The sequence below is a fragment of the Neobacillus sp. YX16 genome (assembly GCF_030123505.1).
Lineage (GTDB): Bacteria > Bacillota > Bacilli > Bacillales > Cytobacillaceae > Neobacillus.
Genome location: NZ_CP126115.1, coordinates 1630030 through 1653234, shown reverse-complemented (window position 1 = coordinate 1653234; position 23205 = coordinate 1630030). Strand labels below are relative to the sequence as shown.

Annotated in this window: 26 protein-coding genes and 1 tRNA gene; 6 read left to right on the top strand and 21 right to left on the bottom strand. The window is 40.6% G+C overall.

The window, feature by feature from the left end:
* Positions 1-2: 2 nt before the first annotated feature.
* The 12 genes from kamA to QNH48_RS08065 all read right to left on the bottom strand — a co-directional run bounded on the left by kamA (position 3) and on the right by QNH48_RS08065 (position 12457).
* Complete coding sequence (gene kamA, locus QNH48_RS08120; RefSeq protein WP_283955715.1) at positions 3-1412, bottom strand: lysine 2,3-aminomutase; 1410 nt, start codon at positions 1410-1412, stop codon at positions 3-5.
* Positions 1413-1486: 74 nt separating this feature from the next.
* Complete coding sequence (locus tag QNH48_RS08115) at positions 1487-1966, bottom strand: GNAT family N-acetyltransferase (RefSeq protein WP_283954492.1); 480 nt, start codon at positions 1964-1966, stop codon at positions 1487-1489.
* Positions 1954-3474 carry a M81 family metallopeptidase gene (locus QNH48_RS08110; protein WP_283954491.1) on the bottom strand — a complete coding sequence of 507 codons (1521 nt, stop codon included), beginning with the start codon at positions 3472-3474 and terminating at the stop codon, positions 1954-1956. Before QNH48_RS08110 ends, QNH48_RS08115 begins: the two co-directional genes overlap by 13 nt.
* Positions 3475-3551: 77 nt before the next feature.
* Complete coding sequence (locus tag QNH48_RS08105) at positions 3552-5012, bottom strand: aldehyde dehydrogenase family protein (protein WP_283954490.1); 1461 nt, start codon at positions 5010-5012, stop codon at positions 3552-3554.
* Between the two features lie 41 nt (positions 5013-5053).
* Entirely contained in the window at positions 5054-6349 is a 1296-nt protein-coding gene (locus QNH48_RS08100) for an aspartate aminotransferase family protein (protein WP_283954489.1), read from the bottom strand.
* Complete coding sequence (locus QNH48_RS08095; RefSeq protein ID WP_283954488.1) at positions 6333-7718, bottom strand: aminotransferase family protein; 1386 nt, start codon at positions 7716-7718, stop codon at positions 6333-6335. Before QNH48_RS08095 ends, QNH48_RS08100 begins: the two co-directional genes overlap by 17 nt.
* On the bottom strand, positions 7706-8896 hold the full coding sequence (locus QNH48_RS08090; protein WP_283954487.1) for a thiolase family protein: 1191 nt from the start codon (positions 8894-8896) through the stop codon (positions 7706-7708). The genes QNH48_RS08095 and QNH48_RS08090 overlap by 13 nt, the downstream gene beginning before the upstream one ends.
* Complete coding sequence (locus tag QNH48_RS08085) at positions 8896-9558, bottom strand: 3-oxoacid CoA-transferase subunit B (protein WP_283954486.1); 663 nt, start codon at positions 9556-9558, stop codon at positions 8896-8898. Before QNH48_RS08085 ends, QNH48_RS08090 begins: the two co-directional genes overlap by 1 nt.
* Position 9559: 1 nt before the next feature.
* A complete protein-coding gene (locus tag QNH48_RS08080; protein WP_283954485.1) occupies positions 9560-10216 on the bottom strand; it encodes a CoA transferase subunit A in 657 nt (218 codons plus the stop codon).
* 191 nt (positions 10217-10407) lie between these two features.
* Positions 10408-10737 carry a DUF3870 domain-containing protein gene (locus QNH48_RS08075; RefSeq protein WP_283954484.1) on the bottom strand — a complete coding sequence of 110 codons (330 nt, stop codon included), beginning with the start codon at positions 10735-10737 and terminating at the stop codon, positions 10408-10410.
* A 205-nt stretch (positions 10738-10942) separates the two neighbouring features.
* Positions 10943-11824 carry a pyridoxal 5'-phosphate synthase lyase subunit PdxS gene (gene pdxS, locus QNH48_RS08070; RefSeq protein ID WP_283954483.1) on the bottom strand — a complete coding sequence of 294 codons (882 nt, stop codon included), beginning with the start codon at positions 11822-11824 and terminating at the stop codon, positions 10943-10945.
* A 560-nt stretch (positions 11825-12384) separates the two neighbouring features.
* Positions 12385-12457 (bottom strand) — tRNA-Val (locus QNH48_RS08065).
* Between the two features lie 148 nt (positions 12458-12605).
* Between QNH48_RS08065 and QNH48_RS08060 the strand changes: the two genes are divergently transcribed.
* The 5 genes from QNH48_RS08060 (at position 12606) to QNH48_RS08040 (ending at position 17097) form a co-directional block, all read left to right on the top strand.
* Entirely contained in the window at positions 12606-12830 is a 225-nt protein-coding gene (locus tag QNH48_RS08060) for a WYL domain-containing protein (RefSeq protein ID WP_283954482.1), read from the top strand.
* 95 nt (positions 12831-12925) lie between these two features.
* Positions 12926-13648: an alpha/beta hydrolase gene (locus QNH48_RS08055; protein ID WP_283954481.1), complete on the top strand. Its 723-nt coding sequence runs from the start codon at positions 12926-12928 to the stop codon at positions 13646-13648.
* Positions 13649-13745: 97 nt separating this feature from the next.
* On the top strand, positions 13746-14258 hold the full coding sequence (locus QNH48_RS08050; RefSeq protein ID WP_283954480.1) for a YjcG family protein: 513 nt from the start codon (positions 13746-13748) through the stop codon (positions 14256-14258).
* Positions 14259-14264: 6 nt separating this feature from the next.
* The gene (locus tag QNH48_RS08045) at positions 14265-14687 is read left to right on the top strand and encodes a GNAT family N-acetyltransferase (protein ID WP_283954479.1); all 423 of its coding nucleotides are present in this window, start codon (positions 14265-14267) and stop codon (positions 14685-14687) included.
* Positions 14688-14811: 124 nt separating this feature from the next.
* Positions 14812-17097, top strand: coding sequence for an ATP-dependent helicase (locus QNH48_RS08040; RefSeq protein WP_283954478.1), 2286 nt, complete (start codon positions 14812-14814; stop codon positions 17095-17097).
* Between the two features lie 42 nt (positions 17098-17139).
* Here QNH48_RS08040 and spoVIF read toward each other — a convergent pair whose 3' ends face one another.
* From spoVIF to QNH48_RS08005, 7 genes are all read right to left on the bottom strand, one after another.
* Positions 17140-17394 carry a sporulation-specific transcription regulator SpoVIF gene (gene spoVIF / locus QNH48_RS08035; protein WP_095249762.1) on the bottom strand — a complete coding sequence of 85 codons (255 nt, stop codon included), beginning with the start codon at positions 17392-17394 and terminating at the stop codon, positions 17140-17142.
* Between the two features lie 285 nt (positions 17395-17679).
* Positions 17680-17805 (bottom strand): YjcZ family sporulation protein, encoded by a 126-nt coding sequence (locus QNH48_RS08030; protein ID WP_095249763.1) that lies wholly within the window; start codon positions 17803-17805, stop codon positions 17680-17682.
* Positions 17806-17902: 97 nt separating this feature from the next.
* Positions 17903-18259, bottom strand: coding sequence for a stage V sporulation protein AE (gene spoVAE, locus QNH48_RS08025; protein ID WP_283954477.1), 357 nt, complete (start codon positions 18257-18259; stop codon positions 17903-17905).
* A 5-nt stretch (positions 18260-18264) separates the two neighbouring features.
* Positions 18265-19290: a stage V sporulation protein AD gene (spoVAD, locus tag QNH48_RS08020; protein WP_283954476.1), complete on the bottom strand. Its 1026-nt coding sequence runs from the start codon at positions 19288-19290 to the stop codon at positions 18265-18267.
* On the bottom strand, positions 19291-19767 hold the full coding sequence (spoVAC, locus tag QNH48_RS08015; RefSeq protein WP_133371685.1) for a stage V sporulation protein AC: 477 nt from the start codon (positions 19765-19767) through the stop codon (positions 19291-19293).
* Positions 19768-19783: 16 nt separating this feature from the next.
* On the bottom strand, positions 19784-20203 hold the full coding sequence (locus QNH48_RS08010) for a YhcN/YlaJ family sporulation lipoprotein (protein WP_481858489.1): 420 nt from the start codon (positions 20201-20203) through the stop codon (positions 19784-19786).
* A gap of 395 nt (positions 20204-20598) precedes the next feature.
* On the bottom strand, positions 20599-20949 hold the full coding sequence (locus QNH48_RS08005; RefSeq protein WP_283954474.1) for a DUF1360 domain-containing protein: 351 nt from the start codon (positions 20947-20949) through the stop codon (positions 20599-20601).
* A 123-nt stretch (positions 20950-21072) separates the two neighbouring features.
* Between QNH48_RS08005 and QNH48_RS08000 the strand changes: the two genes are divergently transcribed.
* Positions 21073-21585 carry a CotY/CotZ family spore coat protein gene (locus tag QNH48_RS08000; protein WP_283954473.1) on the top strand — a complete coding sequence of 171 codons (513 nt, stop codon included), beginning with the start codon at positions 21073-21075 and terminating at the stop codon, positions 21583-21585.
* 50 nt (positions 21586-21635) lie between these two features.
* On the opposite strand, the gene QNH48_RS07995 is transcribed toward QNH48_RS08000, so the two are convergent.
* Together QNH48_RS07995 and fabI are read right to left on the bottom strand one after the other, a co-directional pair.
* Positions 21636-22265 carry a CotO family spore coat protein gene (locus QNH48_RS07995; RefSeq protein WP_283954472.1) on the bottom strand — a complete coding sequence of 210 codons (630 nt, stop codon included), beginning with the start codon at positions 22263-22265 and terminating at the stop codon, positions 21636-21638.
* A 114-nt stretch (positions 22266-22379) separates the two neighbouring features.
* Entirely contained in the window at positions 22380-23150 is a 771-nt protein-coding gene (fabI, locus tag QNH48_RS07990; RefSeq protein WP_095249769.1) for an enoyl-ACP reductase FabI, read from the bottom strand.
* Positions 23151-23205: the final 55 nt, after the last annotated feature.

The window sequence follows — 23205 nt, the reverse complement described above, 5'->3', positions numbered from 1 at the left end:
AATTATTCCTCCTTTGCTCCCACTGTTTCATATTTCTTCATTTGCGATTGGAATTTTTTCTCTTTTAACTCGTCACGTTTGTCACGTTTATCTTTTAATGAACTATGCTCAGTATTTTCCTTATACGTTTTGCGGCGATCTAACCGTTTTAATCCTTCAGGTGTAAGGTTAAATTTCGTATCATCAATAATGGATAGAACACCATTACTTTCAAACTTTTCAAACACTTCAGGATATACCTTTTTGTAGTAATCCTCTGCACTGCCTGACTGATAATTTGTTGGTTCTGGATAAGATGTAATGACACCTTCAAAGTTACGTAATACGACTTTATTAGAACTTTGAGAAATGATATAGTTCGGCTGCAATGGAATTTTGCCTCCTCCACCTGGGGCATCAACAATAAATGTCGGAACGGCATAACCCGATGTATGACCGCGAAGTCCTTCCATAATTTCCAATCCTTTGCTGATTGGTGCACGGAAATGGCCAATCCCTTCTGATAAATCACATTGGTAAATATAATATGGACGAACACGAATTTTAACAAGGTCATGCATAAGCTGTTTCATGATCGGTACACTGTCGTTAATGCCTGCCAAAATAACAGACTGGTTACCAACAGGTACACCAACATTTGCAAGCATCTCACATGCACGCTTCGATTCTTCCGTAATTTCAATAGATGTATTGAAATGTGTATTCAACCAAACTGGATGATACTTTTTCAAGATATTACAAAGATTTTCAGTAATACGCTGTGGGAAAACGACAGGTGCTCTTGTACCAATACGAATAATTTCTACATGCGGAATCTCACGTAAATTCTTTAAAATATATTCTACAATATTGTCATTAATAAGGAGCCCGTCTCCTCCGGAAATTAACACATCTCTGATTTGCGGATTTGATGCAATATAATTTATCGCTGTGTCTAACTGTTTCTTTGGCACGCCCATTCCGATTTGTCCGGAGAAACGTCTTCTAGTACAGTAACGGCAGTACATGGAGCATTGATTTGTTACTAAGAACAACACGCGATCCGGATAACGATGTGTTAACCCAGGTACTGGTGAGTCTTCATCTTCGTGAAGGGGATCTTCTAAATCATATCTTGTTTTATTCAATTCCGCAGAAATCGGAACAGACTGCATTCGAACCGGACATCTTGGATCATCCTGATCCATAAGGGAAGCATAATATGGCGTGATGTTTAATGGGATTGTTTTTGTTGAGATTAAAACCCCTTCCTCTTCTTCTGGTGTTAAGTTAACTACTTTCTTTAAGTCTTCTAAATTTTTGATAGTATTCGTCAGCTGCCAAACCCAATCGTTCCATTGCTCCTCTGTAACATCCTTCCAAAGCTCGATTTCTTTCCAATGTCTTTTTGGTTTGAATAAAGTGTTTCTCATCATAAACTCCTCCTAAAATTAGCCTATTTTTTTATTGACCATTTTTTATGAATTCTCCTCTGATCATTACTATATTAAGAAATGAGGTATTCCATATAATAGCGATTTTCCCCTTCGCCAAATTCATCGAATCTTGTCTCTTTTATGACAAACCCTAATTTTTCATATAACTTGACGGCTGCCTTGTTTTTAGTACTGACCGTTAAGCAAACCTTACGAAAACCATCTTGCTTTAGAATCGGATAAATTGCCTGTAAAAATAATTTCCCGATTCCTTTCCCTTGCTGGTCGGAGCGGACATAAAACCCAAAAATGTAGGCTTTATGAATATCATTGTAAGCTCTCATCACTTCGCAAATCGCAATCGGTCTTGGATCATTTTGCTGCCGGTATTGAATGAGTTTCCCGTAGCGTGTAAGTGGGACAAGGGCTTGTTCATCTACTGCTCCTAATCCCGGAAACGCATCTTGCTCAAGCTCCATCATCATTTTTAGCTGTTCTGGATTCAATGAAGCTGGTACTTCGACATAATAGGTTTTGTTCAATGTTTCCATTTTTCTTTCCCCCTTAGTTCTACTTCATATTCGATATCATCCAGCGGCCAAATTGGCTTAGGAATGTAACGATACGTAAAAGTTGTTAAACGATTGGATGCAACACCAGGTGCATCCACATAAATGATACGGCCAACAATCGGCTCAAACGCTGCCCGAAAATGATTTTTAGCCTTTAACCCAAGAATTCTCTTTGCCTGCGGCTCAAGGCCAATATGACGAAACATTTCCGGATCATTCGCTGACATCGGCCTTCCAATGAGGAGTATATCCATCTTGCCAACGCGAATGTGAGCCGCCCCCTTTAAATCGACTCTTAAATGCTGATTGAAGGGCCCAGAATTGTGAAAAATACCGTCTGATAGTGCCACGACCGTTGCTTCGACCTGAACGGTTTCCCCAAATTCAGGAGATACTTTCCCGCCAAGGGACAGCCATACCTTTTTTCCTACCCCTGCTTTACGACAAAGCTCGATCGATTCGGGATCGTAGAGCCCGCCAAACAATGTATCCGGAATATCCAGCTTCACCATTTCCCGAAGCAGCTCTGTTGTATCCCCGCTCCCGCAGCTTAAAGGATTATCCGAGATGTCCGCCAGCACGACCGGTTTGTCATCTTCAATCGACATCGCCAAATCGAGCCCTTCTTTTACACCGGGCAAATTCATGATAAATTCTTCTCTTACACTCCAGAACAAGGAAGCCATCTTTTGGGCTGTCTCTTTTCCTTTTTGTGGATTGAGCGAAACAACCAGTACACTTGCACCGACCATAGGAATATCCGAGTAAGGAAAGCCACCAAATACGGACACATTATAAATTTCTTCTTCCTCTTCGGCTTGTTTCGCCCACTCTATCATTTTGTGCATCGGTCCTTCTGCAGTTCTCATATTGATAGAGGGAGGCATCATCGGCAATTTTTCAAAAGAAGCATAATAATGCACACCTTCCTTTAATTGCTTCAATAAAGCCATTGAAGCATGAACTCCTTGTTCATACATATCAACATGTGGATATGTTTTAAATCCAAAATGAAGTGGTGTATAATGAATCATTTTTCCACTTAAATTAGCGTGCATATCCAGTGTTGTCGCAATCGGGACACTCGGTCCGATAAGCTCACGAATTTTTCCTAGTAAATGCTCTTCCGGATCAAATAGGTCCTCCACGACCATTGCCCCATGCAGTGCCAGCAATAAGCCGTCCAGCCGTCCAGCCTCCCGGATTGACTCCATCATTTGCTCTTCGATGATAGAATAGGCTTCTGCTGATACTACGCCCGATGGGACCGCTGCCGCACAAAGCAGTGGTACGATTTCTACATCCCTTTCTTGTTTCATTACATCCAAAAACCCGCCCACTTCCGTTTTAGTGCCCATATAGGCATCATAAATTTCATCGCCAATAAAGTAGCCTTCATTGCGAAACTGTTCGATTTCAGTCTTCATCGGGCTGAAACTGTGGGATTCATGGTAAAAGAATGCGATACCGATACGATGTTTTCTCATATTCTCCTCCCTCGGATATATGAAGTTATCAAAAAAAGAGCCCTGAACTTCCCTGGTGATTAATACATCAGAGTTAGTTAATAATTTGTATAAATCGACTTCCACTCTGTCATGACATCAAATACATGATGGGAAACTTCACGGTGACCGTTTCCGGACATTTTCATACCCCCAAACGCCACTCCCATCTCGGCATTGGATGTTCCGTTATTAATATAGACAAGTCCGCTTACCGCTTCCTTTGCAGCACGGTTCGCATAATGAAGGCTCTCAGTATAAATGGAAGTTGATAGACCATAAATAGTCCCGTTATTTACCTCTATGGCTTCTTCATATGAATCTACTTCAATGATGGCAAGAACAGGGCCAAAAATTTCTTCCTGTGCAATGGTATCATTTGGTTTCACATTCTCAATGATTGTCGGCTGATAGTAATAACCGCCTAATTCTTTGACACGCTGCCCACCTGACACAATTTGCCCACCTTCTTCAATCGCTGTTTTTACATATTTTTCGACTGTATGAAGCTGGTCTTCATTTACGAGAGGGCCCACTTGTTTCCCTTCTTCAAGTCCATTTCCTATTTTCAGAGACTTTGTTAATTCAACTACTTTTTGTACGAGCAGTTCCTTTACTGGACGCTCAACGATTACTCGACTTGCCGCTGTACAGCGCTGACCAGTTGTCGTAAACGCTGATTTTACGATTCCGTCTGCCGCCTTGTCCAAGTCTGCGTCCTTCAAGACGATCACTGCATTTTTCCCACCTAATTCCAATGAAATACGTTTTAACGTTTTACTGCTCATTTCAGCTAGCTTTTGTCCGACTTCTGTTGAGCCCGTAAACGAAATGATTTTAACATCTGAATGCTCTGCGAGTGTTTGACCAACTGTTCTTCCTGAACCGGTAATTAAGTTCACAACCCCTGCTGGCAATCCGGCTTCATCTAACACTTCCACAAATATCTTTGCCGATAGCGCAACCTCTGAAGCAGGCTTCCATACGACGGTATTACCAGAAATCAGGGCTGAAAAGATTTTGTAAGAAGCAAGCGCAACTGGGAAGTTCCAGGGGGTAATGCACGCCGTAACTCCAAGAGGTTCACGAACCATTCTTACGTTCCGGTCTGGGAAGCTGGTCGGGACCGTTTCTCCAAACAGGCGTCGTCCCTCACCTGCCATATATTGAGCAGTCGCGATGACCACTCCAACTTCGCCTATAGACTCTGGCAGCACTTTTCCCATCTCCATTGTCATGACACTAGCAAGTTCCTCTTTTCGTCTTTCAAACAATTGGGCTGCTTTCGTTAAATAAGCCGCTCGTTCAGGAATGGGGGTGATCTTCCATTGTGAATAGGCTACATTCGCTTTTGCGACAGCCTCATCCACTTGCTCCGTTGTGGCGGCCGCACATATGCCGACAAGTTCCCCCGTTGCCGGATTTAAGCTTTCAAAGTAGGACTGATCAGGGGCAGTTACCCATTTTCCATTTATATAAAGATCTCCCTGAAGAATATCTGTTTTGATTTGACTAGACATAACTTGACCTCCTTTTTCGTTGTATTCCGAGGAATCGAAAATTAGTTTCCGGATATTGTTTCTGTTATCACATCTTCTAAAATCGTTAATCCTATATCTAGCACGTCTTCTTGAATATTAAGAGGCAGCATTAATCGGATTGTTTGCCCGCTTACACCACAGTTCATAATGAGCAATCCATTTTCAAGTGCTTTCGATTTAATTTTCGGTACTAAGAAAGCAGCAGATTCCGAATCGAATTCGATACCGATCATCATGCCGACTCCTCGAACTTCAACAATGCCCGGTAAATGTCCTACTGAGTTATGAAGTCGGCCGACAATCTCGGCACCGAGTTTAGCACTGCGTTCTACTAACTTCTCTTCCTCAATGACCTCTATGTTTGCCAATGCCGCAGCACAAGAAACTGGATTTCCTCCAAATGTCGAACCATGACCGGCCGTCGGCCATTTTTCATGAAGCTCACGACATGCTACAATGGCACCAAGAGGCATGCCGCCGGAAAGGGCTTTTGCCAGTACTAAAATATCAGGAGTCACATTCGCATGTTCTGCCGCGAACATTTTGCCTGTCCTGCCAAATCCTGTTTGTACTTCGTCAAAGATAAGCAAAATGCCGTGTTCCTCTGAAATCTTTCTTAACTCCTGCAAAAAGCTTGGCGGTGCTGGATAATAGCCGCCTTCACCCATTACAGGTTCAATGATGATGGCCGCTACTCGTGAAGGATCCACCCGTAAATCGAACAACTTTTGAAGCTGATTCAAGCAATACTCTTCAGCTTCTTCTTCTCTAATGTTTTTCAGCTGGCTGGGATACGGATATGGAACGTGATACACCTCACCTAAAATCGGTTCATAATAACGACGGTATTTAGAGCTTGATGCAGTAATGGCTGTTGCTCCTAATGTACGGCCATGAAACGATCCTTCAAAAGCAATGATGGCGGGCCTGCCTGTGGCCGCCTTTGCTAGTTTAAGTGCACCGTCAATAGCTTCAGCTCCCGAATTGGAGAAAAAGACAGTGTCTAGATTTCCTGGTGTGATATGAGCAAGCTTTTCCGCCAAATTCGCTGCCGTTTCATAATAACCATAGTTCAATCCAAGATGAATCAAGGCTTCAGCTTGCTTTTTAATGGCCTCCACCATTTTCCTGTTCGTATGCCCGACTGCATTGACAGCCACTCCTGAAACGAAATCGATATACTCCTTTCCGTCTGTCGTCCAAAATTTGGCGCCATGCGCTTTTTCAATGACAAGCTCCGTTACCCTTGTCATAACCGGTGATAAATGTTTTTGTGCTTTTTCTTTAATCTCTGCTGTTTTATTTTGTAATTTCATAAATCTCATCCTTTCTTAATTGACCTTTGAATATCGTGAATGATTCATCTAAAATTCTTACAATCTCATCAATTTCTGCTCTCGTAACATTTAAAGGAGGGCTGATGATGAGGTGCTCCCCCTTTGTACCGTCAATTGAACCGGAACCGGGATAAAAAACCGCACCGAGTTCCATCGCAATTCCATTCAATCTTTCAGCAGCTTTTTCAGATGGATCGAACAACAGATCCTGCCCAGGATCCTTCACAAGCTCCATACCTATTAAAAGCCCTCTGCCCCGAACATCAGATATATAAGAATGTTTTTGCTTCAGCTCCATAAGACGTTTGACAAGGTAGGTACCTTGTTTTTTGACGTTTTCCAGCACCATATCTCGCTTATATACGTCCAATGCAGCAAGACCGGCTGCAACAGCAACAGGATGCCCACTATATGTGTAACCGTGAATGAATTTCCCGTCGCTGTTTTGAATGAGCCCATCGATTAACCGATTATGAACGATCATTCCGGCGAGCGGAGCATATCCCGCTGATACCCCTTTTCCGAATGTGATTATATCAGGCTTGATTCCAATCTGTTCTGTCGCGAAGTTGGTACCAGTACGGCCAAATCCAGTCATCACTTCATCGATAATTAAGACGATTTCGTAATGATCACACAGCTCTCGAACTTTCTCAAAATACCCCGGCGGCGGTGGAACAGCACCTTGCTGGCTTCCAACAATCGGTTCGGCAATAAATGCCGACACGTTCTCAGGACCAAGCTCAAAAATGGTTCTTTCAATATCCGTTACACATGTCCAGTTTTGTTTAGAGAGACAATCATCTTTTTGACGATCGTATGGACATCGGTGGCAGTACGGAGAATAGACATGGGCATAGTTTAAAAGATTAGGAGTGTATGCATGCCTTCTTTTAACATCTCCTCCTGCTGATAAAGAACCGATAGTGTTACCGTGGTACGATTGCCATCGCCCGATCACAATGTGTTTTTGGGGTCTGCCGGCGTCCCTATGATATTGCCTCGCCAGCTTCAAAGCACTTTCATTTGCTTCGGAGCCTCCTGTTGTAAAATACACTTTATTTAAATGGTCTGGAGCCATTTTTCCGATTGTTTCAGCCAGTTCATGCAACGCTTTCGTCTCAAAGCGCATTGTATGAACGAAAGCTGCTTTTTTTGCTTGTTCTGCCATGGCCTCTCCTATAGAAGTAATCCCATGGCCCAAGTTGGCTGCAACCGCTCCCGAGCAAGCATCCAAATATTTTTTCCCGTTCTCATCTATGAGATAGACTCCTACACCGTGGGTAATAATCGGGTACTCCTTTTTTAAATCACGATGAAACACGTAGTCTTTATTTATTCCATCCATCTTTCCACCACCATTGCCAGTCCTAATCCACCTGCCACACAAATCGTCGCAAGGCCATATTGCCGTTTTTGTTTTTCAAGCTCATGGCATAATGTAGTGACGATTCTCGCACCGGAGCACCCAAGTGGATGGCCTAAGGCAATCGCCCCTCCGTTTACATTCACGTTGTCTCCTTTTATGTCCCATTCTTTTAAACAAGCAAGACTTTGAGCAGCGAATGCTTCATTTAATTCAATCAAATCGATATCTTCCAAACGAAGACCCGCTTTTTTCAACGCAATCTGGGATGCAGGAACCGGACCGATTCCCATATCTTTTGGTGATACACCCGCTGCAGCAAAGGAACGAATCCTTGCCATCGGGACCACTCCAAGTTGTATCGCTTTTTCTTCCGACATCAACAGCAGCATCGAAGCTCCATCATTTCTTCCGGATGAGTTTCCGGCTGTTACCGTACCATCCTTTTGAAACACAGAACTTAGTGTTCCTAACTTTTCAATGTCCGTCAATCTTGGGTACTCATCTATCGCAAAGTGTCGGATCCCCTTTTTTCCTTCCTTTACCGGAACAGGTATGATTTCTTCTTCAAAGTGGCCCATTTCAATTGCACGTTTCGTTTTCTGCTGACTCGTGAAAGCAAATTCATCTTGTTCACGGCGGGTAATGTTATATTTTTCAGCCAGCCACTCAGCTGTTTGCCCCATCGTGAAACGACCGTATATCTCCTCTGGCTGCGATTTTGGCTGACTCTCCGTATTTGAATCATACAGCGTCATATCTCCCATCTTGTGGCCGATTCGAGTGCCAAGCGTATAATGAGGCGCTTGTGACATGTTTTCGACACCTCCTGCTATAACGACTTCCGCCTGACCAGTCAAAATGGACATCGCTCCGTTAATGACGGCCTGCATGCCCGAACCGCACTGACGGTGAACAGTATAAGCAGGAATAGATACTGGAAAATAGGCCTGTAATGCCGCGACTCTTGCAATATTCGGAGCATGCGCACTCTGCTTTGTTTGTCCGACGATGACTTCATCGACAATATTGGCACCGTAACCGGAAGCAGAAAGATTATTTTTCATGATGAGGGATACGAGCACTTCCGGAGGCGTATCTGCCAGTGACCCACCGAAGCTTCCGATAGCAGTCCTAAATGCATTTACAATTACAACCACTATACATTCACCTCTTTGCCTTTATTGAAAGATTCAGCAATTTGGAAGGGTGCGTCCGTTTTCTGTTGAATTTCCTCAAGGGATACTCCAGGGGAAAGCTCAATAAGATGAAGTCCATCTTCCTTTACAGCGAACACCGCCAAATCGGTAATAATTAAATCCACTATTCGTTCCGATGTGACCGGATAAGTTAAATCCTTGACGATTTTTGAATCTCCTTGGTTAGAAGTATGCATCGTTGTTACAATGACCTTTTTGGAGCCTTCCAATAAATCCATCGCCCCGCCTACACCAAGAACACTTTTTCCTGGTACGGCCCAGTTGGCAATCCGCCCCACTTGATCAATTTGCAACACGCCTAGGATTGAAACGCTTACATGCCCTCCGCGAATCATCGCAAAAGAGGAAGCACTATCAAAAAAGGATGATCCTTCCAATACTGTGACAGGCAGTTTCCCTGCATTGACAAGATTTTGGTCAATATGCTCTTGATCTGGCGTAGGACCTACTCCAAGAATGCCGTTTTCCGAGTGTAAAAAAACTTTAACATCTGATGGAATATAATCAGCCACCAATGTTGGAATCCCTATCCCCAAATTGACGATATCGCCATCCTTCAATTCCTTTGCAGCTCTTGCAGCAATGTATTGTTTCATATTCAAGCTAGTTACCGCCCTTCACAACTATATAATCAACGTATAAATGAGGGGTCACAATTTCTTCAGGAGAAATTTGGCCAACCTCCACAATCTCGTCCACCTCTGCAATAACCACATCCCCAGCTGTTGCCATCATCGGATTAAAGTTTCTTGCCGATTTGTTGTATATGAGATTTCCTAATTGATCTGCCTTTTTCGCTTTAATTAAAGAAAAATTGGCTTTAAGAGGCTCTTGAAATACATACTTTTTACCATTAAGGGTACGCTCTTCTTTGTTTTCAGCGATTTTCGTTCCTACGCTGACTGGTGTATAAAACCCTCCTAATCCCGCACCGCCCGCTCGAATGGCTTCAGACATCGTTCCTTGTGGGAGAAGCTCCACTTCTAATTCTTTATCCTGATAAGCTTTAACTACTTCTGGATTGGATGTAAAATACGAACCTATTGCTTTTTTTACTTGCTTTTGCCGGACTAAAACTCCAAGACCTCTACCTGGTTCACCAAGGTTATTACTAATAATCTCTAAGTCTTTCACTTCCGACTGAGCCAAAGCGGCTATTAAACTAAGCGGACTTCCTACAAGTCCAAATCCACCTACCATAATTCGAGAGCCGCTTTTAACCTTTTTTACAGCTTCTTCGCATGTAATCAGCTTGCTCATGTTTTTTATCCCTGCCTTTCCATCGACTTTTGCGGGTGTTAACCGTTCGGTAAAATAAAAAAACCGAGCAAAACATAAATCTCTATAAAGAATGTCGTTTCAACGAACATTCCTTATACAGAGTTCATGTTTGCCCGGTTTTAATAAGACCATGGGAAGAGGTCATCTTCCCACTTTATTATAACCAAACGTTATGTATTCATTTGCTTCACATTATCCCAGTAACGTTGAACTGCAGCTTGAAGAGCCACAATGATCGCTTGCTGGGATGGAGCAAAATAAAAACTTTGAATTCGTTTAATCAGCTGCTCAACACCGTCTTGAAGACAGTAGCCTATCAGCAGTTTTTGAAAATAATTTTTTGTTAGTTCAGTTACGAATGTGAATTCAGCTCCGATAATCTTATGATCTTTCAGATCCACTTCGAGGACAATTCCCGCATGCTTATACATTTCATACATGGAAGTTCCCTGTGGAGCTTTTGCATATCCTGTAACAATCACCGTTTCCAGTGTTTGCATGCCCTAATCCACCCTTCAAAAACCCACTGAACACCTTTCTAACACGAGTATACGGGTTAGAATAAACAATGTCAATGTGAATATTTTAAATTTTTAAAAAAGTTAAAGCGCTTTCACTACCAATAAAGAGCTTACAACTATTTTTTAGACCTCTACAACATAAATAATTTATTCTCCCTTGTATGTTAAAATCCTTTTAAAATTTTTACCAACCACGTTCCTGCATACGCGCTTCAGGAGACAGAGTTGAAATCTCAATACCTTTCATTGCAATTCCAAGATTTTTTGAAATCTCTGCAATTAGTTGATAATCCTGGTAGTGGGTTGTTGCTTCCACAATAGCTCTAGCGAATTTTGCTGGGTTATCAGATTTGAAGATTCCAGAACCAACAAATACTCCATCAGCACCTAACTGCATCATAAGCGCAGCATCAGCAGGCGTTGCTACTCCACCAGCTGCAAAGTTTACTACAGGCAGGCGTCCAATACGCTTAATCTCTAGAAGAAGTTCATAAGGAGCTCCAAGTAGCTTAGCCTCTGTCATCAATTCATCTTCACTCATTGTAGAGACTTTACGAACTTGTGCATTTACCTTACGGATATGACGAACAGCTTCTACGATATTACCAGTTCCCGGCTCTCCTTTTGTACGAAGCATGGATGCACCTTCACCAATACGGCGAGCTGCTTCTCCTAGATCACGGCAACCACAAACAAAAGGAACAGTGTAAACTTTTTTATTTAGATGGTACTCTTCATCAGCCGGTGTTAAAACTTCGCTCTCATCAATATAATCAACACCCATTGCTTCAAGAACCCGGGCTTCAACGATGTGTCCGATACGTGCTTTTGCCATAACCGGAATGGAAACTGCCTTCATAACTTCTTCTGTAATTCGTGGATCTGCCATTCTTGCTACTCCGCCAGCTGCACGGATATCAGAAGGAACGCGCTCCAAGGCCATTACAGCTACCGCTCCTGCTTCCTCTGCTATTTTTGCTTGCTCAGCATTCACAACATCCATTATGACGCCGCCCTTTTGCATTTCAGCCATGCCTCTTTTTACACGATCCGTACCTGTTTTCATTGGTAATCCCCCTTTGATGATTATGAACGTATCAATTTCTTTTAAAAGGAAAATCTCATTTAGTTCATTTGTTATGTTCTTTTATATTTGTATAGAATTTTCCCCTTTCACCCCCATCAAAAAATGGATACAATACATATTTATCCAAATTTAATTTTCACTTATAAACTTGCAATTACTGTGCCAATATTAAAAACACCTATTTGTGAACTATTTGTGAAAACAATATGCAAAATTTCTTGGCACTATCATTATTTTTTTTGCACTTAAACCGCAAAAATTATATTTCCAATAAAATAGAAAGGGCTTTTTGATTTTATGAAAGATCCTTTATTACAACTGGCCCCTTAAAAGGAAATTTTTTTAAAGATACTAATTCGGTTAGAAAAAAGAGTTGAGATGAAGAAGTCCTTGAGGGAGTTGAAGAAGGGGTAATTATGATTATGTTGAATTTTAGAGGTAATAGATTCTGCCATCAAATCATCTGTATTACTAAACTAAATTTCCTGTTATATAGGAAAAACCTTGATAACACAATGGTTACCAAGGCTCTGTATGAATGACCTGTGAGGGGTTCGAACCCCCGACCTCAACCCTGTCAAGGTTGCGCTCTCCCAGCTGAGCTAACAGATCTCTTATTAAGCTACAAATATAATTATAGTAAAATCTCATAAAAAGTCAACAGTTTTTAAAAAGGAACATACATACCAAAAAATATTCGAATAAAGAACGAATGTTCGGATATAATAATAGTATACAATATCAGAAAGGCGGGATATACATGGATGGGCTTTTGTTACGTGCTATAGAGGAAAATATTCCGTTAGAGATGATTTACCTATCTTGCGACCAGCAGATATCTCAACGAAAATTACTTGTGAAAGAAGTGAATGATGAGTACATCCGCGCGTATTGTTTGCTCCGTAAACAGGTTCGCACCTTTCGCCGGGAAAATATTTTATCCTTAATGCCAAATACTCGCGCAAACGATTCTTTCCTACACTAAGACTCCCCCTAATAACCTTCTTTTCCCCTTGAGCATTTCCGCTATAGTTATGATAAAATGCAGTTGTATCTATCGAACATTGGGGGAATTGTCGCATGGAGATACCAAAAGGCACGATAAAAGAACATACAATTAAAAGTAATGAGCTTGGAGAAGAAATACAGCTTCTCATCTATTTGCCAGCAAATTTCTCACCATTATATAAATACTCACTGTTAATCGCCCAGGATGGCAGAGATTATTTTCAACTTGGCAGAATTGGACGATTAGCAGATGAGTATCTTTTTGAGCGAGAAATTGAAAATTTAATCATCGTTGGGATACCCTATAAGAATGTGGAGGATCGCCGCAGGAAATACCACCCTGCTGGAGAACAAAATCAACATTACATTCGCTTTTTAGCACATGAATTAGTTCCATTCCTAGATAAAGAATTTCCAACTTATCAGATGGGCTCAACAAGGGCGCTAATCGGTGATTCACTTGGAGCTACAGTATCGTTAATGACCGCTCTCCAATATCCTCATACTTTTGGAAAAGTGCTTCTACAATCACCGCTTGTTGAAGATGAAGTGTTTGGATTGGTCGAAAGCTTTACCAAAGCTGAGCTTTTAGAGATATATCATATTGTTGGAAATCAGGAAACCGAAGTCCAAACCACTAATGGCAAAAAAAGCGACTTCCTAAATCCAAACCGGAAGCTGTCAGAAATCTTAACAAACAAGGCCTTTACATATTTTTATGATGAATTCGACGGCGACCATACATGGACATTTTGGCAGCCTGATTTAAAAAGAGCCTTAAAGATGATGTTTTAAGGTCATTTCATATTTTTTGAATATTTGCTATAATAGCAGGAAGGTCCATGACTGCACCGATTTAAGAAAAATTCTTGTTTATATGGAGGTTACACATATGAAATTTGGAGTTGTTATTTTTCCATCAAAAAAACTACAAGATTTAGCTAATTCCTATCGTAAGCGTTATGACCCGCATTATTCACTCATCACTCCACACCTAACGTTGAAAAATTCATTTGAAGCAAAGGAAGAGGATGTTGTTTACTTTGCTGATAAATTAAGGCAAATAGCAAGCAATACTAATACGTTTACATTAAAAACAACAAAAATCAGCTCTTTTCAGCCCGTAAATAATGTTATCTACTTTAAAGTAGAGCCAACCGAAGAGTTAAATTTATTACATCATGAAATCAATCAAGAATTTAGTGAGCAAAATTTAGAATATGCTTTCGTTCCACATATTACGATTGGTCAAGAGCTTTCAAATGATGAGCATTCAGATGTTTATGGCTCATTAAGAATGAAAAGATTTGATCATGAAGAAAGTGTTGACCGCTTCCATTTACTCTATCAGTTAGAAAATGGTTCTTGGACGGTTTACGAAACATTTCGCCTAGGAAAGGAATAATCAACTGTGAATGTAAAAGTTGTAGAAAATGAAAAAGAACTTGAAGATGCTTTTTGTGTCAGAAGAACTGTCTTTATTGACGAGCAAAATGTCCCTGCCGAAGAAGAAATTGATCAATATGAGGAAGACGCTGTACATTTCGTTTCCTACCTGGAAGGCTCACCGATTGCAGCTGGCCGCTTTCGTGTTATAGATGGTTTTGGGAAGGTAGAACGAATTTGTGTATTAAAGGAAGCTAGAAAAACTGGCGCTGGAAAAGCCATTATGAGTGAAATTGAAGCTTATGCTCTCGAAAATGAACTACATAAATTAAAGTTAAATGCTCAAACACACGCTATCCCATTTTACGCTGGTCTCGGTTATGAGGTTGTTTCCGAAGAATTTCTAGACGCTGGGATTCCTCATAAAACCATGATAAAAAAAATTTAATTTCAAGCGCTTGCCCTTAAGTGGCAAGTGCTTTTTTCATTTCTTGAATAGATGGGCACTTTTCGATAGTAACTAGTTTTGCTATGATAGAGTTTGTCGTATTTTTGAAAAAAGAGGCTGAATAATGAAAACTGCTATGCATCAAAATCAAAGGATTGTTCTTGACCAAGTAGCCCGAGAACAATATCAATTAATATATTTGCAGGGAAAAAACGGTGAGTTATCCTGCCCTGTCTGTCAGGAAAAGGTACGGTTATTTCTTGGTATACTGGAACAACCTTATTTTTATCATATTAAATCTCCTGAAACTTCATGTCCAGAACCAGTAATTGAAGAAATGGAACCGATTATGGTGGAGCGAAATGGATTTCGTATCCCCCAAGGAAGAACCATTATTGAAACATCTAAAAGTACCAGCTTATTCCGTCCATCAAAAACTATCAAATGCTCCCTGCCCTTTATAAAAACCGAAGGTGCAAACCACCTTGATCATGACTCCTATCTAAGAGAACTGGCCACAAATGGAGTTATACTCGATAAAAGTCAAGCAGCAGCTGTTGTGGAAACTGAAGGCTCATTATTAGTCCTTGCTGGTGCAGGCAGCGGGAAAACACGAGTACTCACAGCGCGTACCGCTTATATGTTAAATGTAAAAAAAATTGACCCGCGCACCATCATGCTCGTCACATTTACCTCAAAAGCTGCTGGTGAAATGAAAAATCGTTTGATTACTTATCCGCAGATTAATAAGGGACAAATAAATAACCTGGTGACCGGCACCTTCCATAGTATTTTTTATCGTATTCTTATGTTTCATGAGGGGAGTAATTGGTCCGGAGAACGTCTGTTGAAGAAGGAGTGGCAGCGCGATAAGATTTTGAAAGAGGCTGGGAAGGAAATCGATTTATCTGAGAAGGAATTCGCCTATGATTTAGCCCTACAGCAAATTGGCTTTTGGAAGAATTCACTTCTATTTCCTCATGAAGTGAAGCCGCTGACAGATTGGGAAGAAAAAGCTGCCTTTCTTTATAAGAAATATGAGGAATATAAAGCACAAAAAGGCTTATTTGATTTTGACGATATGCTGATTGGCTGCTATCAGCTGCTGAGCACCAGACCATCGCTGCTTGAACTTTACCAGAATCGCTTTCATTATTTTCTTATTGATGAATTTCAAGATATTAATAAGGTCCAATATGAACTGATAAAGCTGCTCTCAGACAAGAATAAAAATGTTTGTGCCGTAGGGGACGACGATCAGGCCATCTATTCCTTCCGAGGCAGCGACCCTAGTTATCTGTTAGAGTTTGAAAAGGACTTTCCATATGCAAAATTAGTTTCACTGGAGCAAAACTACCGTTCATCCCATGAAATTGTCTCTGCTGCCAATGAGATGATCATGAAGAACAAGGTTAGAAGATTTAAGAAAATGAAAGCACAATTTGAATCTGGTACCTCCCCTATCCTCTTCTTTCCTTTTGATGAAGAGGAAGAAGCAACGATGATTGTAACCGACATCCAAGAGAAAATTGTGCATGGAGCAAAACCAACTGATTTTGCGATTTTGTATCGGACCAATGCAGGGTCACGAGCGGTATTTGAACGTTTAGCAAGTTCAAACCTGCCTTTTAAAATTGATTTAGATTCAGAGGCTTTTTATGAACGACACATTGTAAAAAGCGTTCTTTCATTTATAAAAATAAGCTTAGATGAAGATGACAATCAGGCATTAGCTAATATTTTTCCTGCTCTATATCTGAGTCAGCATGCACTAAAGGATATTAAGGCTGAAAGCATACTAAAAGATTGTACCTATCTGGAGGCGCTTTCCCATTTAAAAACAAAACATGCTTTTCAAGAAAAAAAATTAAAAAAGGCCGTGCAGCACATTCGCTCGTTGAAATTTGCCTCCCCGCTTAAATCAATCGAAATCATTGAAAAGGAATTAGGTTTTCTTGACTTTTTGAAAAAACGAGGAAATGAATCGAGTCAGCAAGATAAAGGCTCCGATGATTTAAAGGATTTAAAGGTTGCAGCAAAAAGCTTTACGAGTATTCAAGCCTTCCTATCACATGCGGAGCATATGTCCGCGATGAACAAAGAAATTAAAAATTTAAGTAAGCATTTTCCTGACGCCATTAGTCTAAGTACCATCCATCGGGCAAAGGGATTAGAATACAAAAACGTATATATCATTGGAGCGGTCGATGGCAGCCTGCCGCATGATTACGCTTTAGAAGGCTCAAGAAATGGCGACTTTGCAGCACTAGAGGAAGAAAGAAGACTTTTTTATGTAGCGATGACACGAGCAAAGTTTGAGCTACTTCTCTCTGTTCCCCAGAATCGAAGAGGTAAAAAGGCTAATCCTTCCCGTTTTTTAACACCTTTAACAAAAAAAAATAAAAAATAACAAAGAAGACCTTTTTCCATCAAGGAAAGAGGTCTCTTTTACTTATTTTTTATTAATCATCTTTGAAATTGTATTGAAATCGAGTTGTTTTCCATCGTTTACGATAGATTGCACAATTTTATCTTCCGTTTCTTTATTTACTGGCTTGTTTGCAATTTGCGAAACGCGGCGGATAACATTGCGAACGGTTTTTTCATCTTTAAAATTCGCATTTTGTAAGGAATTCGCTAATTCAAGAATATCTTTCATATTAACGCCTGTTTTCTTTTCAACATTTTTAAAGAAACCATTATCCATGGTAAAAATCACGCTCCTTCATAGGCTACTCTTATTGTATGAAGGAAGGTTTAAAACGTGAAAAGAATGACTAAGAAAAGCGGAAGCGCCTTGTCCAGGGGGGACAGGCATAAGACGAGCTGGCTAGAAGGTTGTTCTTTAACCTTCTTGACGGATTGGCTTATGACCCCGAGCCCCTAGGCGCTGGAGCTAGACACCAAAAGAAAAGGCTGGCCACTGATATGGCCAACCTTTCTTTCGCCGCAAGCTTTGCAGTTTTATAATAAAAGCTTGCACCGACATTGATTAAAAGAAGCTTGCGCCCACGATGATTAAAAGAATGAATAATACGACGATTAAAACAAAAGTTGAACCGCCGCCATATCCACCGCCGTAGCCACAGCCGCCATATCCACCATATCCACCAAACATAAAGTGTCACCTCACTTTGTAAGTCTCATTAATAACATATGAGAAACAGCTTCAAAGTGTACTAGGCGACACGATACTGACAACCTCTGAAATTTTTTTAACCCTTTGGTTTAAAGATTAAGGCCCCAATAAATCCAAAAATAATTGCCGCTGAGATACCAGAACTGGTAACCTGAAACATGCCAGTTAAAACTCCAATCAGTCCATGAACTTCTGCGTCCTGTAAGGCACCATGGACTAAGGAATTACCAAAGCTTGTGATAGGGATAGTTGCACCTGCACCGGCAAAATCCACTAGTGGTTCATACAGCCCGAATCCATCTAATATGGCACCTGCCACTACAAGCAAGCTTAGTGTATGGCCAGGTGTAAGCTTAGCAACGTCAAATAGAAGCTGTCCGATCACACAAATGAATCCCCCAACCACAAATGCCCAAAAAAACATTGCTAACATCCGTATTACCTTCCCTCTTCATTCATTTCAATGGCCACCGCATGAGCGATACATGGAATCGATTCTTTTTGTTGAAAACTAAGCGGTGACAAAAGCGCTCCAGTTGCAACTACTAATATCCGCTTATACCTTCCCTTTTGCATCTGGTTTAGTATATGGCCATATAAAACAACAGCTGAACAACCCGCACCGCTCCCCCCAGCTTGAACCGGCTGATCATCCTTATAAAGTAATAGACCACAATCTTGAAATTGTTTCCGTTCTAATTTAAGCCCACTCTTCCCAAGTAATTCAAATGCGGTGTCATGTCCAATTCTGCCCAAGTCACCTGTAATAATTAAATCATAGTAAGAGGGGTCTAGTTCCATATCGCGAAAATGGGCCATGATGGTATCTGCCGCCGCAGGCGCCATGGCTCCTCCCATATTAAAAGGATCAGACAATCCCATATCGATTACCCTTCCAATCGTTGCTGAGGTGGTAACAGGCAGCTGTTGTCCAGGGCTATTTTGTGTAATCAGGCCAACCCCAGCACCTGTAACTGTCCATTGTGCCGTAGGAGGCTTCTGTCCTCCATACTCAGTTGGATAACGAAATTGTTTTTCAGTAGCAGCATTATGGCTTGAGGCTCCAGTTAACACATTTCTTGCCCCTTGGTAATTGACAACAAAAGATGCTAATGCTAATCCTTCCATTGAAGTTGAGCAAGCTCCAAAAAGTCCGAAATAAGGAATTTGCATGGTTCTTGCCGCAAAACTAGTAGGAGTTATTTGATTAATAAGGTCTCCAGCAAATAAAAATTCAACTTGTTCTTTCTCTATTTTCGCTTTCGCTAATGTGGTTCTTACTGCCTCTTCCAGTAGAACTCTTTGTGCCTTCTCGTAGGAATCCATCCCCATCCATAAATCCTCATGAAGGATATCAAAGTCATTGGCTAAATTTCCATTTGCCTCAAAGGGGCCGCCGGAAACACCTGTTGCTGATATCATTGGCCGGTTATTAAAAACCCAAGATTGATGCCCTTTTAACAATTACAAAACCCCCCACATTCCCAGCAGCGTTTTAATTAGTGCAACAACAAACGCAGAGAACACTCCGAATAGAATGACTGAGCCAGCAAGCTTGAACATATTCCCGCCAACACCTAAAACAAAGCCTTCAGTTCGGTGCTCTATTGCAGCAGAAATAACTGCATTCCCAAATCCAGTGACAGGCACCGCACTTCCAGCACCAGCAAACTGTCCGAGGCGATCGTAGACGCCGAATCCTGTTAGCAGCATTGACAGGAATACCATTGTTGCTACTGTCGGATTACCAACATTCTGTTCTGTGAAATGGAAAAAGTAAATGTAAAAATAACTTATTGCTTGCCCCACAGCGCATATTAAACCACCCACCCAAAATGCCTTTATACAATTCTTTAGGACAGGTCGTTTAAGTTCATGTTTCTGCTGGAGCTGCTGATATTTTTGCTGCTGGGGTGTCATATTTTTCTGCTTGCTCGCCATTGATATTCATCCCTTCTTACTTCATATCTGATGTCATTTTAACGATTTCGTTAAAACGTTTTTCTGCCTGCTTATCAGAAAGAGTTCCATTGTTTTTCCTCTCAACTAGGCGCACAACTTCTAAAAATATCTTATAGTCACTCGACACTGTAAAGTTTTCCTTCGGATGCTTTTTTTCTAGTGTTTTGTTTAAATTCTTTTCGATTTTTTTCATATTGAATCGTTGCATATGCTTCACTTTATATACAACAAGTGTATCCTTCTTCCCTTTCACAACTGCAACATCATAAATTTCATCGAAACTTTCTACTTCCTTCTCAATTTTTTCTGCTTTGTCCTGGCCCTTATTCTCAGTAACAGTCGGGTTAGGATTGGTCGTTTTCATGAGAGCCAGTTGGCTATCCTTCTCATTTTGTCCCTGACTACAAGAGCTCATTAAAAATATAGATAAAAATAACATTAGCCGAATTATGTAGACCATCTTATTTCCTTCCCTTATCCGAATTGTAGAAATATCACTCCAATATAGTTTTTTCGAGATTGACAAAAATTATGACTTGAATACGGTAACTTTTGTTTTTTAGTTTTCTAGTGGACAAAAAAAAAACTGCCATAAATTCTGGCAGTTAAGTTTATCTTTGAGTTTTTTTACCGCAGCCGCAGCCTTTTTTCTTAGTCGTTTTCTTCGTTTGAGTAGTTTTTGTTAATTGCGTTTTCTTATTATCTATATTCACCCTATTACCACTCCCATATCGTTATTTTTACTACTAATAAGATATGTTAGAAATATAGAACTTGTCTCGGGCGGACAACCATTTTAGCTTATTTCTCTTATATCCAAAGCTGAACAACAGATTCCAAAATTGCTGCCAAACCCGCAACTGCAAATACGAGAATAATTGGTACAAATAGGGCCGGGAAAAAAAGGTACCCAGTTATAACTGCTGCTGAAATCCACACGCCCGTACACCAATAACAGCTTAGCAGCTCCCCAATAAATTTTTTAATAGGTGTCCTCTTCGGAAGATAATACACCTCTACTGTACCATCTTCATTTTCTTCTGCTATTTCATCAAAAAAGGGCTGCCTAAGAAATTCAGTTATTTTGTCAAAAACAATAAGCCTTGTTAATCGAAAGCAGGCTAATCCTAATATAATAAAAGTTAAAAAATCAATGTTCATTTTTTCTTTCCTTTCCATTTAATTAGCCTAATTTTACTTAAAAAGGCGTTTGTCCGTTACCCAATTGGTCCTGTTTAAATATGTTAGTAATGTAAGATATATCACGGATAGGAGGAGTAATTAATGGGTTGTGGCGGAAATAGTGACTCACGGAGCAGCAATGGCTGTGTATGTGATGTTGTTCGTGCTATAAAAGATATCCAGGATAATGCTGTACTAGATGATGATTGTGTAGATTGTCCAAGTTGTTTCTTGGAACCACTTGGTTCACTAGTGTCACCAGCAAGAAGAGATCGTGCAGATACTCGTGTTTTTGTATTAAAAAACGCTGATGGTTCACCATTCCACGCGTTCTTTAGCGGCGAAGGCAATGCATGTGTATCAATTTTCTTTCGCGTAGAAGATATATTTGATAATTGTTGTGCAACACTTCGTGTTCTCATTCCAGGGCGCAGAGAAGGCGGGAACTTTATCCCAATTAACCTAGTAGCCGGCGGAGACAGATGTTGTATTAACCTAGAAAGAGTTTGTCAAGTTGAACGCTTCCGTGCCAGCAATGACTGTATTACAGTTGATTTAAATTGTTTCTGTGCTATACAATGTATTGCTGATGTAGACCTTGGTCTATGTGACTAATTTCTTTGTAATAAAATGAGCCAGTCGATAACCCGGCTGGCTTTTTTTGTTTACCTGTTTATGCCAATCATCATGACATCTTTTAAGTTTTTTAAAGAAATGGTCTCAGTTGTTTGATTTGGAAAGCGAATCGTTACATCCTGTTCATTATATTCAACTAAATATCCTTGTAAATTCTTTTCTTCGGTATAAAAGACGCAAGGAACTGGCGGCAATGCTTTAGGGAAATTTTCAAGGTATTCTAAACGCTCCATAAGGTTCATTTCTCTAAAGCCTTTTACTTTGTTAAATGTACGGGGTTTTTCTTGTTTTGGTGGAATACTGTGGTTCTGCACCGCTTCTTTATCTTTAGGCTCTTTAGGTAATTCTGTCTTTGCAAGTGAAACTTCAAAGAACTTTTTCTTGCTTTCCTTCTTGCTTTCCTTGTTGCTTTCCTTCTTGCTTTCCTTGTTGCTTTCCTTGTTGCTTTCCTTGTTGCTTTCCTTCTTGCTTTCCTTGTTGCTTTCCTTCTTGCTTTCCTTGTTGCTTTCCTTGTTGCTTTCCTCCTCTAGCAGTGGTTCTTCAATTGGCAGCTGAACCTCCTGCCTGGTTGTAAAAATTTCCTGATTGTTTTTTACAGGTGTATTTAAAAACGTCTGTGAAACATAAAGTATCGGTCCACGTTTTTCCTTTTTCTCCATCCAATTCACCTCCATTTACCTAGCCCTACACTCTATATGTATGCAGTTTGCCTATACTAGTTCATGGAAATTAGAATAGAAAAATGCCCACTAACTAAATAGCGGGCATTACCATTATAAAATGTGAAATCCTGAATCAACGTGAATATTCTCACCCGTGATTCCTCGAGAAAGATCACTGAATAGGAATAGTGCAGTATCACCGACTTCTTCTGGCGTTGTAGCTCTACGTAAAGGTGCTTTTTCTTCAATCACTTTTGTAATTAGATTAAAATCACTAATACCTTTTGCTGATAGGGTTCTAATCGGTCCTGCCGAGATTGAATTGACACGAATCCCTTCCCTGCCTAAATCTTCAGCCAAATAACGAACGCTTGCATCAAGAGAAGCCTTTGCAACACCCATTACATTATAATTCTGTATAACTCGTTCTCCGCCTAGATATGTTAATGTGACGATACTTCCGCCTTCTGTCATTAATCCCCGAGCCTCTTTTGCTACAGCAGTTAGAGAATAAGAACTAATATTATGAGCCAACAAGAATCCTTCCCTTGTAGTGTTCATATATTCCCCGTTTAATTCTTCTTTGTTAGCAAATGCAATACAGTGTGCAACACCATGGATGGTACCTACAGCTTCCTTAATATCAGCAAAGCATTTAGCCACATCTTCATCTTTGGTAACATCACAAGGAAGCACAAGAGTTCCTTCTGCTTCTAATGATTCAGCTAATTCACGGACGCTGCCTTCAAGCCTTTCCCCTGCATAGGTAAAGATCAAACGTGCACCAGCATTGTTTAGTGACCGAGCGATTCCCCATGCGATACTACGTTTATTTGCTACCCCCATTACTACATATGTTTTTCCAGTTAAAGAAAGATTCATATAGAAAAAGTCCTCCCACTCCATGCATTATATTAGTTATTAGTACTTGGTACTA

Bases quoted from the DNA above. Each gene is read 5' to 3' on its own strand.
- kamA (WP_283955715.1), bottom strand. From the start codon at position 1,412: ATGAGAAACACTTTATTCAAACCAAAAAGACATTGGAAAGAAATCGAG.
- QNH48_RS08115 (WP_283954492.1), bottom strand. From the start codon at position 1,966: ATGGAAACATTGAACAAAACCTATTATGTCGAAGTACCAGCTTCATTG.
- QNH48_RS08110 (WP_283954491.1), bottom strand. From the start codon at position 3,474: ATGAGAAAACATCGTATCGGTATCGCATTCTTTTACCATGAATCCCAC.
- QNH48_RS08105 (WP_283954490.1), bottom strand. From the start codon at position 5,012: ATGTCTAGTCAAATCAAAACAGATATTCTTCAGGGAGATCTTTATATA.
- QNH48_RS08100 (WP_283954489.1), bottom strand. From the start codon at position 6,349: ATGAAATTACAAAATAAAACAGCAGAGATTAAAGAAAAAGCACAAAAA.
- QNH48_RS08095 (WP_283954488.1), bottom strand. From the start codon at position 7,718: ATGGATGGAATAAATAAAGACTACGTGTTTCATCGTGATTTAAAAAAG.
- QNH48_RS08080 (WP_283954485.1), bottom strand. From the start codon at position 10,216: ATGAGCAAGCTGATTACATGCGAAGAAGCTGTAAAAAAGGTTAAAAGC.
- QNH48_RS08075 (WP_283954484.1), bottom strand. From the start codon at position 10,737: ATGCAAACACTGGAAACGGTGATTGTTACAGGATATGCAAAAGCTCCA.
- pdxS (WP_283954483.1), bottom strand. From the start codon at position 11,824: ATGAAAACAGGTACGGATCGTGTAAAAAGAGGCATGGCTGAAATGCAA.
- QNH48_RS08060 (WP_283954482.1), top strand. From the start codon at position 12,606: ATGGATGGGCTTTTGTTACGTGCTATAGAGGAAAATATTCCGTTAGAG.
- QNH48_RS08055 (WP_283954481.1), top strand. From the start codon at position 12,926: ATGGAGATACCAAAAGGCACGATAAAAGAACATACAATTAAAAGTAAT.
- QNH48_RS08050 (WP_283954480.1), top strand. From the start codon at position 13,746: ATGAAATTTGGAGTTGTTATTTTTCCATCAAAAAAACTACAAGATTTA.
- QNH48_RS08040 (WP_283954478.1), top strand. From the start codon at position 14,812: ATGAAAACTGCTATGCATCAAAATCAAAGGATTGTTCTTGACCAAGTA.
- spoVIF (WP_095249762.1), bottom strand. From the start codon at position 17,394: ATGGATAATGGTTTCTTTAAAAATGTTGAAAAGAAAACAGGCGTTAAT.
- QNH48_RS08030 (WP_095249763.1), bottom strand. From the start codon at position 17,805: ATGTTTGGTGGATATGGTGGATATGGCGGCTGTGGCTACGGCGGTGGA.
- spoVAE (WP_283954477.1), bottom strand. From the start codon at position 18,259: ATGTTAGCAATGTTTTTTTGGGCATTTGTGGTTGGGGGATTCATTTGT.
- spoVAC (WP_133371685.1), bottom strand. From the start codon at position 19,767: ATGGCGAGCAAGCAGAAAAATATGACACCCCAGCAGCAAAAATATCAG.
- QNH48_RS08010 (WP_481858489.1), bottom strand. From the start codon at position 20,203: ATGAGCTCTTGTAGTCAGGGACAAAATGAGAAGGATAGCCAACTGGCT.
- QNH48_RS08005 (WP_283954474.1), bottom strand. From the start codon at position 20,949: ATGAACATTGATTTTTTAACTTTTATTATATTAGGATTAGCCTGCTTT.
- QNH48_RS08000 (WP_283954473.1), top strand. From the start codon at position 21,073: ATGGGTTGTGGCGGAAATAGTGACTCACGGAGCAGCAATGGCTGTGTA.
- QNH48_RS07995 (WP_283954472.1), bottom strand. From the start codon at position 22,265: ATGGAGAAAAAGGAAAAACGTGGACCGATACTTTATGTTTCACAGACG.
- fabI (WP_095249769.1), bottom strand. From the start codon at position 23,150: ATGAATCTTTCTTTAACTGGAAAAACATATGTAGTAATGGGGGTAGCA.